The sequence below is a fragment of the Pseudomonas sp. FFPRI_1 genome (assembly GCF_055384485.1).
Genome location: NZ_AP029168.1, coordinates 6,901,083 through 6,913,578 on the forward strand (window position 1 = coordinate 6,901,083; position 12,496 = coordinate 6,913,578).

Consider the following 12,496-nt stretch of genomic DNA (forward strand, 5'->3'; position numbering starts at 1 on the left):
TTCTGCCGCTTCAAGGCCTCTGGATCGCGCTTCGCACTGGGAATTCCCGACGAATATGCGTATGCTGCGCCCCACATTTGCGCATCGACCCTCCCTGCGGTCAGATCGCCCGACGCGGCAGATGATTTTCTCGCCAAGTCCCACAGCCAGCCGCAAGAGCTGGGTGTACGTTTTGAAGGCTGGTGCGGTTTACCAAAAATGAACCAAGCCAGTCCCCGAGAAGCCGGCCACAAGCCGGCTTTTTAATGCCTGAAACAATCCCACCGAACGAGAAACATGCCAGTCACCCAGGCATGCTTGCAGAGCCCTTGAATCACCCAATCCGGGGGTGTTTCCCGCCTCCCTCCAGTGTTTGCCTGCCCCGCCACACAGAACTTCGATCTCCGCCCCCAAAAATCACACTCAACCCAAGTTGTCGCATATTGCTTTACTTGGGGGAAAATACGTCCAGATTAATCTTCAAGGTCAAAAAAACAGGTCAAAATTGAAGATTAAGCATTTTACGAAAAGCACTGCTCTTGAATTGCCGAGTCTCAATAGTGGGCACGTGTGGGATACCGAACTCGCCTTCGAACACTTCAAGGCCATGGGCGAGGCTGATACCAAACGCACCACGGAATGCCGCCTGCACGCACTGCACCTGCTACCCAAAGCATTGTCAGAGCACGAGCGACGGGATGAGCGCGACCAATCGACGAATCGAGTAGTGCTGAGCTGGGCCATCAACCAGGCGCGCAAGCGGCGTGACCGCGTACTGCTTGCACAAGTCAGCCCCTTGCCCGGTGGCCAGCAAGTCCTGCAGGCCGCTCCTTTATCGCGGCGGACGCGCCTGGACACGAGCAATACACCCCAAACAGGGTGAGCGGGACATCCAATGCCGATGTTGCCGTGCTAGTGGTGGATGCCAAACAAGGCATAGGTACACAAACGCGCCGGCATGCCTGCCTGGTGTCATTGTTGGGCATCCGCCACCTGCTCCTGGCCATCAACAAAATGGACCTGGTGAACCATGATCAACGAGTGTTACGTGCCATCCAGAGCGATTTCCAGGCCACGACACTGGCTTTGGGGTTTGAGAGTGTCACGGCGATTCCCATATCGGCCCTCAAAGGGGACAACCTCACCACAAGATCGGCCCGTCCCCCCTGGCACACTGGCCCAACCCTGATCGCTTGCCTTGAGGCTATTGAAGTCCAGCGCGCCAGCGACGCCAAAGTGGTATTCCCGGTGCAATGGATCAACCGTCCTGATGCAGGCTTTACGGCCTCAGCGGCACGCCTGTATCCGGCGAGATTGCAATGGGCGACAAGATTCGCGTTACCGCCTCGGGGCAAACCGCCAACGTGGCTCGGCTTGTTACTGCCGATGGCGACCTGACCAGGGCCAAGGCCGGTGATGCCGTGACTCTGGTGATGGAACAAGAGATAACGGCCGCCCGGCGATGTGATTGCCCTGGCAGATAAGCCATTGCAGATGACAGACCAGTTCGAGGCCCCCCTCGTCTGGATGGTTAACGACGCCTGGCTCATCGGCCGGAGCTACGAAATAAAGCTGGCCAACCAGTGGGCCAATGCCAGCATTACCACACTGAAATACCGAGTGAATGTGAACACTCAAGCCCATGAGGCCTGCCGTCAACTCGGGCTCAACGATATCGCCGTGGCCAACCTGGCATTGAACCAGCCACTGGTGTTCGCACCCTACACCGAGTCGCAGACACTGGGAGGCTTCATCCTGATCGATACCTACAGCCATGCCACCGTGGCCGTCGGCATGATTCGTCATGACCTGCGCCGGGCGCAGAATGTACATCGCCAGGCATTGAGCATCACCCGCGAAGATCGCGAACGACTCAACGATCACAAAGGCAAGGTCATCTGGTTTACCGGCCTGTCGGACTCCGGCAAGTCAGCTCTTGCCAACGCGTTGGAGCAGGAGCTCCACGCCCAGGGCAAACGCACCTACATACTGGATGGCGACAACATTCGCCAGGCCCTCAACAAGGACCTGGGCTTTACCGACTCCGACCAAGTGGAGAACATTCGTCGTGTGGGCCGAAGTCGCCAAGCGGATGATGGATGCAGGGCTTGTCGTGATGTCGGCCTTTATCAGCCCCTTCAGGGCCGAATGCTAGATGGCGCGACAATTGATCGGCGAAGCAACCTTCATCGAAGTGTTTGTCGATACGCCACTCGATGTCTGTGAGCAACGCGCCCCCAAAAGGCCTCTACAAAAAAGCGCGGAGTGGGCTGCTGCCGAACATGACGGGCATAAACAGCCCATATGAGGCACCCGAACAGCCCACTCTCAAGCTGGACACATCGCACTTCGACATAGTGACGACCATCCAGCACCTGTTGAGGTTATTGCTCAATAAGGACTGAGTCCGATCCGACCGTTTCCAGAACATGGACGGGTGTGCGCCCATAGTTATCCTCGAGACGGACAATATCGTCCTCTCCCAGATAGCCTCCCGACTGCACCTCGATGATCTCGAGCTCCACCTTGCCGGGATTGTGCAAGCGATGACGCTCCCCCAGCGGGATGTAGGTGCTCTGGTTTTCAGTGAGCAGGAACACCCGATCACCACAGGTGATCTCGGCAGTTCCCTTGACCACTGTCCAGTGCTCGGCACGATGATGGTGCAGTTGCAGACTCAGGCTGGCACCGGGCTTTACACCGATGCGCTTGACTTGAAAGCGCTCGCCCTGATCAAGACTGTCATACCAGCCCCAAGGTCGGGCTACCCGACGATGCAACAGCGCTTGGGCGACCTTTCGCTCCGCCAGTTGGCCGACTACGGACTTGATATCTTCGGCACGGCTCATCGGCATCACCAATACAGCATCGTCAGTGTCCACAATGCATACATCATTGAGCCCCAGGGCCACCACGGGGCGCCGGCCGGCCGCGTGCACATAGGTATGCTGGCAGTCGAACAAATGGGCGTCCCCCTGGCTGCTGTTGCCCTTGTCATCGGCAGTGCTCAGGTCGGCCACAGCATTCCAGCTGCCGACATCGCTCCAGGCGCCATTGAAAAGAACAGTGCAAATAGGACGATGATGTTCCATGACGGCATAATCGATGCTTTGCGAACGACAGGCGTCGAAAGACGGCGCGTGCAGGGCAATCGATTGCACCGCGGTCTGGCCACTGTGCGTAATCACCGGCGCTGCCGCGTTGTTGAGAGCGCTCTTGCAGGCCGCAAGAATATCGGGGGCATGCAACTCAAGTGCTCGCCGCCATTGCGAAGCCAACCCCAGGAAAATCCCGGCATTCCAATACACGTTCCCCTTGAGCAACAGCTCGGCAGCCTGGGCGCCCGAAGGTTTTTCAATGAAGCGCTGTACAAGCAACGCACCAGAATCCTGCCACGACTCGCTCGCCTCAATGTAGCCATAGGCACTGCTCGGGTGAGTAGGGAATACACCGAAGGTCACCAGCGCGCCCTCCAGCGCTGCCGCCTGAGCCTGGCGTACTCGCTCGACAAACGCCGGAGCATCGGGAATGTAATGATCGGCCGGGCAAAACAGCAGCAGGGCATCATCCTCGGCATGCAGGACAGCCACGGCAATAGCGGCAGCAGTGTTGCGAGCACAGGGTTCAAGCAGCACCTGGCCATTTAGCTGGCATTGCTCAAAAGCGTCGATGACCAGGAAACGATGGTCAGTCGATGCCACGCACCACGGATGGGAACTCAAGCCGCTCACCCGTTCGAGGGTGAGTGCCAGCAAACTGCGCCCACCCAGTAGCGGCATGAACTGCTTGGGATAGCTCTGACGGCTCAATGGCCATAGCCGTGTTCCCGAGCCCCCGCACAGAATAACGGGTTGAATCGTGGTGCTACTTGTTGATCCGAGCGATGACATTGGCAAAAAAATCCATTATTTAAAGTACATTGACCGTCTGCAAATACTGGCTGAGCGCGTTACTGCAGCCAGAATCCTCCAGCCGTCCACACTCGCAAACCCAGCAGCGCGTCCTCCAACCTGGCGCAACGTCGGGCTTGGCCACAACCATCGTAACCACGCACCTTCGGCTCTAAGCAGCAGACTCAACTGACGCCAGTATTTTTGCCAGATGTTTTCCAATTCGATCTGCATTAGCCATGATTGTCAGTGTGTGGGACTTGGCTGGCAGGGAGGACAGACTTGCTCCATCCACCACATGAATACCGGAAACGCCCGCCAACTCCCCATACCGATCAGTCTGGCCAAGTGCAGGCTTGGCACGCATCGGCAAGGATGCCGCGTAATGAACATCAGCCCCAGGGAGCCCCACTTTAAAGCTAGTCGGGATCAACACCGCGCCCAGCTGTCGGAAGCTTTTGCGCAGCAGGCGTTGGGCCTCTCTCATCAATGGAGCGACTTCGTCACGGTAGGTTCCTCGAACAATGAGCCGGTCATCGGCATCAAGACTCAGGCTTGTATCAGTCATCGCTCCAGGAAGGAACAGATTACCCACCACACAAGCGGGCAGTAGTGATGTGAGTAAATCCACCCCATAACGCTTGCCGAACGGCATATGACGGGCAAATTCGGTGACGGGCACTCCTGCGGCATTGAACAGCGAACCAAATGCCCTTACCTCGCGGGCAAGATCCAGAACGAACGACAACTGTCCCAGACCAAATGCCGCCTCCGGGGCCTGCCCAAGATGACGGGGCAACCACAACATAAATGCCGCCGTCGGACAGGACTGCATCGACACCGGAGCCCGGTGATCGATGGCTTGCAACGCCAGCCGCGTGGATGCCAGCGTTCCTGCCGCCAACAGCACACGTCGGGCCCGAATTACTCCGCCCCCTTGCTCATCGGTACCTTCGATAGTCACACCACCATCTTTTGCGGTGACTCGTGTCACCACAAAACCGGATTTGTAGTGAAACCCTAGTCGACCAAGCAGGGACCGCAGATCCTCGGTCGCGGAGTAAAGCGCACGGCGCTCGCAGCCCCAGAGGCAGTTACCAGAGCGATCACATGCACGACGCTCGGCTCTCGGCATAGTAAGGACCGCCACCCGGGATCTCCCCAAATGAAAGCCGCTTTGCCGCAAGGCATTGCGACGCTTTGGGTAACCCGCGAGCAGGCTTGCATGCAACGAGTCAAGCGCGACCGGAGCATCCGACCATTCATCCAGCCCGAAGAACTCGGATAAATCGTCATTCCTCTCGCCACTTACGCCAATTCGCATCGCCACATCTCGGTACGAGCTACGCATGTCGCTGAGCGCTACCGGATACGCCGCCAGTTCATCATCGGTCAGGCTTGCCACGCCGCAGCCCCAGGCGTTGGACAGGCCACCCGGTGCGAGCGACCCCACGGCAACGAATTCATCCGCAGCTATTCGGTTAGCGGCCCCGAAACCATCGAAAACAGCAGCATGGGTTGGCACCCGCATCTTGGGCGAGACCGCATCAGACTGGCGCAGGGCGTGGAAATCCTGCCCAATCATCCAATGCCATTGGCTGGTGTCATGTCGGCGCAGGTCAAGAAAATGACCGCTGGGCGGAGCCAGTCGAGCGGTGCTTCCCCCATCGACCATCAATACACGCAACCCGGCTTCGAGCAGAGGAAATGCCGACGAGACCCCGGCAGGACCACTTCCAACGATTATCACGTCGAAATCGACCTGAGACTGTCCAATCATCTAATACACTCCTCGCCGCCCAATTCGGGTTAAAAAAGGCCACAAGATAAGTTGCACAACACGACGAATGGCTTCCACCAAGACGGCTCTCACGATACCCAGAGCTCGCCACGGCCAGCCGGTCGGCCGATTGAGCCCCAGAAAACGACAGGCTCCCTGGGGACTCGCTTCAGCCACCATCAGGGCAGCCTCAAGACGCCAAGCCAATTCACGCCGGTAGGCAACAGCGATACTTCCCGCGCCATCGAGCAGCCCCAACAAGACCGGCATGCGGCGAACCGGCCCCGGCAGCGATAAAGCACGCCCCGTGCCAAGGGTCTCGATGGCCCTGACATATCGCCGCATCAGGCTGCCCGCAGGCTGATCCCGCAGAACATAAGCCAAAAACACGCGTCCTTCGGCAAGGAGCCCTCGCCGCCCACGCCCAGAGCGAGTCATACCCGCGTCAAGCGGGCGCAAAGTGATCGACGCTCGCAGCAGATCGTCAGCGGTATCCATGGGCCTTAGTGCAAAAAGAGAAAGCAGCCGGTCCAGGCCGAGCCTTGCGCTCAAGCCCGCTCCGAGCAGCTTGGCCACTGCACGGACCAAGAGGGTGGGTACAGGAATGCTGATATGCCGGCGAGTGGTCCGCCCTCGGGCAATGGCCTGCAAGAATGCGGTGAAACCGACTCCTTCCGATGCCGCAATGCTCATTACCGACGATTTTGCCTGAGTCGGGCAGGCAAGCAGCGCAGCCACAAGATCATCCACATGCACCGGTTGCACCAGCGGAGCCGGAATAAAGGCTGGCAGCACCGGCAGACGCCTCACCAAACTGCACAGCAGACCGAATAGTCCCTGTTCGGGCCCACCGTATACTTGTCCTGGACGAACCACCCAGCCACCCGCAGCCAAGGTCGTACGTTCGATCTGCCACTTGATTCGGCCATAGGCGGTAGGCGCATCATTACGGGCCGTCTGACTGGAAACAAAAACAAAACCGGCTTTCACAGCAACAGCCGCCTCGATGAGCCGCTGTGCCGCATCCTCCTCATCCTGTTCCGCATCAGGATCGTGCTGCGTTTTGGCCGCCAAATGAAAGACCATGGCAATGTCTTCGGGCAGCGCTAGCGGCAGCTTGTCTGAAAAGTCAAAAGCCTGCCAAACCACGCCGGGCTCATCCAATGGACGCCGTGACAGGGCCAGCACTTCATGGCCTGCAAGTCGTGCAGCACGGATCAGGCGCTGGCCGATATAACCGGTTGCTCCGGTGATCGCGATCCTCACAGTCCGCACCTGTCATCAGCAGCTTTGCTCTTAGGGGTATCACAACCCTGAAAAATAAATCGCTTGCTCAGAAAATAGTTGAAGAACACACAGATGATGTCAGCGATGAACTTGGCAACAATTGTCATTGGAATCAGCCACAACATGGCACTCAGCACCAGTGCCGAAAGAGGGATGTTCAGCGCCAGTACTGCAAAGTAACGCACGGCCTGCTGCAGGGTTCCTCCAGCCTCCGCCATACCGAAAGTGAAGCTGCGATGAGCAATGAACGCGAATACCCCGGCCAAGATCTTGCTGACCATGTTGGCCAGCAGTGGATCAAGGCCAAAATGGGTGAACAGCAGCACAAACCCGCCCATATCCAGGCCATAAGCCAGAACCTGGACCAGCAAGTAGCGCACGAAACGCATCAACCCGCCCTCCGAATGACCACTACGTGATGCAGGCCGAGCCAGCGATTCAGTGGCTTCAACAGGCGCTGGATCAGCGAAAGAAGGGGCCTGGCCCAATTGGGCCACAGCTGACGGAAGTTGAGTCCGCCGGATAGAAGATAGGCAAGGTAATTGTCACATACCTCCTGATGTACGATGTTCAACTGCGGAAAACGCTGCTCGAACTCGGCTCGGTCCCGCTCGAAGACGATATAACTCAGTGCCTGGTTAGCCCCATTCATCGGACCCGATATAGGGGTTTCCCAAGATGGAAAGTCCTTGTCGTACCCCTCTGTATGGAACATCCGACGGAACAGAAAGGCCGCGAACGGTCCATGGTAAGGCTCAAGGAGAATCACCCCACCACCAGGCACCAGAACCCGTTCAAGCTCTTCGAAAAAGCGGTTGGGATGGGGGAAGTGATGGAAGCAGTTCTGGCCGAAAATCACCCTTACCGAACTATCCGGCAAGTCCATTTGCTCTGCATCCAGCACACGATCCAGCCCAGGCCCAGGAACAATATCGGTCGCCAGTACATCGGGATAGGAATTGCGAATCGGTGATACCCCAGCACCAAGTTCGACACGCTCGCCAGTACCCGACAAGAATTGCTTGTCGAGGCGCTCAAACATGTGGTGAAACCCGGTGAAGACCTCTTTCAACATGGGTTTTTGAGCAAGCATGCGGCCATGCACAAGCAAGCGATCCCCTCCATCCACGTCGATGTTCTTGACACTTGGGTCTCTCAGCCAATCGGCAAGCCAATTCATACAGTTGCTCCACTGTTGTTGACGCCCGGCTTCCGAATATTCCGATGAAGGGGACGAGTGGGAACAGAAGCCACATCGTACCCAACAAAGCCCAACAGGAACTGGATGCCGGCAATGATGGGCAGCGCAGACATCATTACAGTGCCGGCAGGAGTAGGCACGCCGGTCTGGGCAGAGCTCATCCAGTGGTACCCGCCAAATACCAGACCGAAACCAAGAAACAGCAATCCAAGTGGCAACTCTATGGAGGCGACAGACATATTTCGCAAGTAATAGCTGTAAAAAATACGCTTGCTGAAGTTGCGGATATGCTTACCCAAGAACTCGCCAATGATCTGGGAAATCTTAAGGTTACTCACCTCATCAACATATTTCGCATTCATAGGCACATCTACGACCACTGCACGGATTGTATTCAAACGAAACAACATATCCGTCTCGAAAAAATAGCGCTGGCTGATCTTCTTGAATGGCAAGTGTCGCGCCACTGCCACATGAATTGCAGTGTAGCCATTGGTCGGATCGAATAGATCCCAATACCCCGACGACAACTTGGTCATGAATGACAGGATGGCATTGCCGAATAGGCGCATGCGGGGCATTGCGCGAATCTCTTCCAGATCAAAAAAGCGATTGCCTTTAGTGTAGTCGGCCTCACCGGCGAGAATCGGAGCAATGAAGTCGGGGATCAAGCTTGGGTCCATCTGACCGTCGCCATCGACTTTAACGATCACCTCCATGCAGTCCTCGATGGCGGCTTTATAACCCGACATCACCGCGCCACCAACGCCTTGATTCTTGGCATGGCGCAAAACACTCACTCGCTCATCCTGGCAGTTGGCTTCGATGAAATCACCGGACCCGTCAGGGCAGCAATCGTCGACAGCATAGATACGCACCACTTCCGAGCCGATGCCACCAATCACACTCAAAATATGACTTTTAACTTTGTAGCAAGGAATCACCACTGCAACTTTTGGTTGAAAATCGTTCGTCATGGTAATTATCTATCCGCTTATAAATATGAAACCGACCATTAGGCCTCAAGTATTGCACGGGTATCGTCTTCGGACCCTTCGTCGGAAGCCCACACCTGCCAGTTGGAATAGTTCTGAGCCTCAAAAGAAGCTAATTGTTCAGCCAAATAACGCTGACCGTAATAAATGCGCAACAGAATCGCCACGTTGGGTAGATCGGTCCCCATACTCACATCCCGACTTGCGTCGGCACTCGGCAAGTCCCCCAAAGAGTTTGATTCGTTGACCAGCTGGACTTTCAACAAATTATCGCCCGAATTGGCATCAACACTTGAGTTTGACCGATTAAGCTTGGGCATCCACTCGCCTTGAATGTGAAAACAACTAACTCACAACGCAAAAAGCACCATCCATGGCGCCCGTTTTTTTAAGAGGATGGCGACACAAGAATCCAGGCGCCACCACACCACTACTTCGAAATTCTATGGGAGTTTACTCCCCACCCTGAGGTCCGACAATGATTGCTCCTGGCCAGTCACAGTTCGAATAATGTCAAGAACCGCAAGCCCAAATACCACTGAATAGACACGTAATTCTGCCCTATCCCCCTCAGAGCATCAGTTCGGTCGTTTTCCTATCGAGCAGATCTGCCACGTTTCGCAAAACCTTACTCCGGACTTCAACACTCCCTACAGGAAACACAAATGTAGTGGTCTAATGATTCCGGCCCCCCCATTTTGGCGAGAATGCTCGCCAGATAGAGGTGTCTGATGATCAAGCAACGCCGCTCCTTTTCCACTGAATTCAAACGAGAGGCCGCAAGCCTCGTACTTGACCAAGGCTATAGCTACATCGAAGCCTGTCGTTCACTTGGAGTTGTCGAATCTGCGCTACGTCGCGGGGCTAACCAGCTTCAGCAAGAGCGTAATGGAGTGACTCCGCAAAGCAAAGCGTTGACGCCCGAGCAGCAAAAAACCCAGGAACTGGAAGCCCGAATCAATCAGCTGGAACGGGAAAAATCGGTCCTAAAAAAGGCTACCGTACTCTTGATGGCCGAGGAACACGAGCGTTCGCGTTAATTGATCAGCTTCGCTCTGAAGAACCTGTTGAGCTGTTGTGCTCGGTAGTTGAAGTCACCCGATCTTGCTATTACGCGCACTGCCGCAAGCGTCGACCTCCGAACGTTGAGCGGCTGATCTTGCGCAGCCGTGTGAACGGGCTGTTCACCCAAAGCCGCAGCGCGGCGAGCAGCCGAAGCATCATGTGCATGATGCGGGAGAACGGCATAAAAATTGGGCGATTCAAGGTGCGCAAGCTGATGAGCGAGATGGAACTGATCAGCAAGCAAACCGGCTCACATACCTATAAAAAAGCGACGGTGGAGCGGCCGGGCATTCCGAACGTGCTGGGTCGGGAGTTCACTGTGTCTGCGCCGAATGAGGTTTGGTGCGGTGATGTCACTGATGTCTGGGCTGAAGGTCGCTGGCACTATGTGGCGGTTGTAATCGACCTTTCACTCGCCGCGTAGTGGGCTGGGGGCATCGAAGTCCGATGCCGACCTGGTAATCAAGACTTTGGACATGACTTATGAACAGCGTGGTCGCCCCCAGAATGTACCGTTTCACAGCGACCAAGGAAGCCAATACGGCAGCCGAAGCTTTCGCCAACGACTGTGGCGTTATCGCTTCATACAAAGCATGAGCCGGCGTGGAAACTGCTACGACAATGCACCGATGGAACGGTTGTTTCGCAGTCTGAAAACGGAATGGATACCGAGCGTGGGCTACATGAGCGCATCACTGGCACAGCAGGATATCGGTCGTTTTTGATGCAGAGGTACAACTGGCAACGGCCACATCAATTCAACAGCGGGCTGGCACCCGCCGTGGCCGAGGAAAAACTTAACGCAGTGTCCGGGATTAGTTGACCACTACAGTGAAAGCCTGATTGCTGGAAGTAAGCTCTGAATACCTGAATAAAAGGCTCCACCTCTTATCACTGCCCCTCGACGCAGCCAGTCGAATGGAAGGCCGCACTTACCGTATCAGCTATCCAAAACGACAAGCTGCCCTCCTAACCCCCCTGCCTTCCGCCATCTGATAACACCCATCTGAGCTTGGTAGAGCCTGGAACACCGGGCAAGGTTCCCCCGGATTCAATCTCGATTATCAGACTCATTATTCTACTGGGTGAATAACTGTGACTGACCGCCCAAAGCCCCACAACAAGGCACTTAGCCAGTATTCCCGGCGCGACCAAAGCCCGAATAAAATCCCCTCTCTCCAGGACTCACGGATGACAGGGAATGTGGAATAAAGAAGCCGCTATCAGTCACTTGAACAGCCACGCCCATGCGGGCAGCACCGGGCGCTGCGCCGCCTATACCCGGCAGGCGATCGAAGCCGGTGGGGGTGGCGTGATTCTGCACAGGAAGCACTCGGCCAAGGACTTCGGCTCATCATTGACCTCCGCCGGTTTTATCGAACAACCGGCCGGGCAGACGCCCGCAGCAGGCGATGTGGTCATCATCCAACCCATCCCCGGCCATCCCCACGGGCACATGGCGATGTTCAACGGCACGCTCTGGGTGTCAGACTTCAAACAGTTGCATGGTTTTTACCCGGGGCACTCCTATCGGGTTAAGAAACCTGACTACAAAATCTATCGCCATCCGTAAGGGGTTCCCCCATGAGAATGCTTTTCTGCTCGCTGCTGGCGGCCGTCGCGCTGCACCAGTCGGTCGCCCTGGCCGATTGCGCCAGTTCGCCCAAGCCTGCAACCCAGGCCTTTTACAGTTGGTACCTGCAAACTTTCAGCGAAGACAAGGACCCGCTGACTGACAACCTGCCGGAGATGAAGAAGTACGTATCGGACTCGCTGATCACCAAGATCAAAAAGCAGATGGCCAGCCCTGATGGGCTGGAAGAGGACTATTTCATCAAGGCTCAGGACTACATGGATGAGTGGCTGACCCAGATCAAGGTCAGCGACCCCCAGGTCCAGGGCTCCACCGCCAAGGAGCAGGTCACCCTGGGCAACACACCCGATACCACCCAGGTCGTCGACGTAAGGATGATCAAGGACAAGGGCTGCTGGAAGATCGACGAAGTGATTTCCACTGCCGACCAGAGCGACTGATCCCTTGCTTCCCCGCCACGGCGCCAGCCGTGGCATGGGCGCAGGCCGCTGAGAAGAACCAGCCAGGGATGCCGGCGTTCAGCACCGAGGGCTGCGACGACCTTGGTGCGCAGGCCCATCGGCAGGGTGCCTCGCAAGGTAGCTCGTGCCTGATCGCCGAATACCTGCAGCAGTACCGCTGCGCGCTGTTGCAGCCCCCTCCCCGGCCGCGCCGCGATTATCGATCCGCCACGCCAACCCTGCTGTGCCCAGGCCCGGCGTGGCG

General features: G+C 56.5%; 14 protein-coding genes and 1 pseudogene. 8 read left to right on the forward strand and 7 right to left on the reverse strand.

The features are described from left to right. Positions 1-412 precede the first annotated feature (412 nt). From ACZ5BO_RS30980 to ACZ5BO_RS31000, 5 genes are all read left to right on the forward strand, one after another. Entirely contained in the window at positions 413-862 is a 450-nt protein-coding gene (locus ACZ5BO_RS30980; RefSeq protein WP_464697361.1) for a hypothetical protein, read from the forward strand. Next, positions 814-1,377 (forward strand): GTP-binding protein, encoded by a 564-nt coding sequence (locus ACZ5BO_RS30985; RefSeq protein ID WP_464701412.1) that lies wholly within the window; start codon positions 814-816, stop codon positions 1,375-1,377. The genes ACZ5BO_RS30980 and ACZ5BO_RS30985 overlap by 49 nt, the downstream gene beginning before the upstream one ends. A 66-nt stretch (positions 1,378-1,443) precedes the next feature. Next, the gene (locus ACZ5BO_RS30990; protein WP_464697362.1) at positions 1,444-2,205 is read left to right on the forward strand and encodes an adenylyl-sulfate kinase; all 762 of its coding nucleotides are present in this window, start codon (positions 1,444-1,446) and stop codon (positions 2,203-2,205) included. Continuing rightward, on the forward strand, positions 2,135-2,287 hold the full coding sequence (locus tag ACZ5BO_RS30995; protein ID WP_464697363.1) for an adenylyl-sulfate kinase: 153 nt from the start codon (positions 2,135-2,137) through the stop codon (positions 2,285-2,287). The genes ACZ5BO_RS30990 and ACZ5BO_RS30995 overlap by 71 nt, the downstream gene beginning before the upstream one ends. Beyond that, positions 2,262-2,384, forward strand: a complete 123-nt coding sequence (locus ACZ5BO_RS31000) for a hypothetical protein (RefSeq protein WP_464697364.1) — start codon at positions 2,262-2,264, stop codon at positions 2,382-2,384. The genes ACZ5BO_RS30995 and ACZ5BO_RS31000 overlap by 26 nt, the downstream gene beginning before the upstream one ends. Here ACZ5BO_RS31000 and ACZ5BO_RS31005 read toward each other — a convergent pair. The 7 genes from ACZ5BO_RS31005 to ACZ5BO_RS31035 form a co-directional block, all read right to left on the reverse strand. Beyond that, positions 2,364-3,869, reverse strand: coding sequence for a mannose-1-phosphate guanylyltransferase/mannose-6-phosphate isomerase (locus tag ACZ5BO_RS31005; protein ID WP_464697365.1), 1,506 nt, complete (start codon positions 3,867-3,869; stop codon positions 2,364-2,366). The genes ACZ5BO_RS31000 and ACZ5BO_RS31005 overlap by 21 nt on opposite strands. 172 nt (positions 3,870-4,041) lie before the next feature. Beyond that, entirely contained in the window at positions 4,042-5,649 is a 1,608-nt protein-coding gene (locus tag ACZ5BO_RS31010; protein WP_464697366.1) for an FAD-binding protein, read from the reverse strand. Beyond that, positions 5,650-6,915, reverse strand: a complete 1,266-nt coding sequence (locus tag ACZ5BO_RS31015; RefSeq protein WP_464697367.1) for an SDR family oxidoreductase — start codon at positions 6,913-6,915, stop codon at positions 5,650-5,652. Further along, positions 6,912-7,325: a GtrA family protein gene (locus ACZ5BO_RS31020; protein ID WP_464697368.1), complete on the reverse strand. Its 414-nt coding sequence runs from the start codon at positions 7,323-7,325 to the stop codon at positions 6,912-6,914. Before ACZ5BO_RS31020 ends, ACZ5BO_RS31015 begins: the two co-directional genes overlap by 4 nt. Beyond that, positions 7,325-8,116: a methyltransferase domain-containing protein gene (locus ACZ5BO_RS31025; RefSeq protein ID WP_464697369.1), complete on the reverse strand. Its 792-nt coding sequence runs from the start codon at positions 8,114-8,116 to the stop codon at positions 7,325-7,327. Before ACZ5BO_RS31025 ends, ACZ5BO_RS31020 begins: the two co-directional genes overlap by 1 nt. Continuing rightward, positions 8,113-9,114 (reverse strand): glycosyltransferase family 2 protein, encoded by a 1,002-nt coding sequence (locus ACZ5BO_RS31030; protein WP_464697370.1) that lies wholly within the window; start codon positions 9,112-9,114, stop codon positions 8,113-8,115. Before ACZ5BO_RS31030 ends, ACZ5BO_RS31025 begins: the two co-directional genes overlap by 4 nt. A 38-nt stretch (positions 9,115-9,152) precedes the next feature. Continuing rightward, positions 9,153-9,452 carry a hypothetical protein gene (locus ACZ5BO_RS31035; RefSeq protein WP_464697371.1) on the reverse strand — a complete coding sequence of 100 codons (300 nt, stop codon included), beginning with the start codon at positions 9,450-9,452 and terminating at the stop codon, positions 9,153-9,155. Between the two features lie 411 nt (positions 9,453-9,863). Here ACZ5BO_RS31035 and ACZ5BO_RS31040 point away from each other — a divergent pair. The 3 genes and pseudogenes from ACZ5BO_RS31040 (at position 9,864) to ACZ5BO_RS31050 (ending at position 12,231) form a co-directional block, all read left to right on the forward strand. Next, positions 9,864-11,020 (forward strand): annotated as a pseudogene (locus tag ACZ5BO_RS31040) (IS3 family transposase). 378 nt (positions 11,021-11,398) lie between these two features. Continuing rightward, on the forward strand, positions 11,399-11,770 hold the full coding sequence (locus tag ACZ5BO_RS31045; RefSeq protein ID WP_025129340.1) for a hypothetical protein: 372 nt from the start codon (positions 11,399-11,401) through the stop codon (positions 11,768-11,770). A gap of 11 nt (positions 11,771-11,781) precedes the next feature. Next, entirely contained in the window at positions 11,782-12,231 is a 450-nt protein-coding gene (locus ACZ5BO_RS31050; RefSeq protein ID WP_025129341.1) for a DUF3828 domain-containing protein, read from the forward strand. The last annotated feature ends 265 nt before the right edge of the window (positions 12,232-12,496 follow it).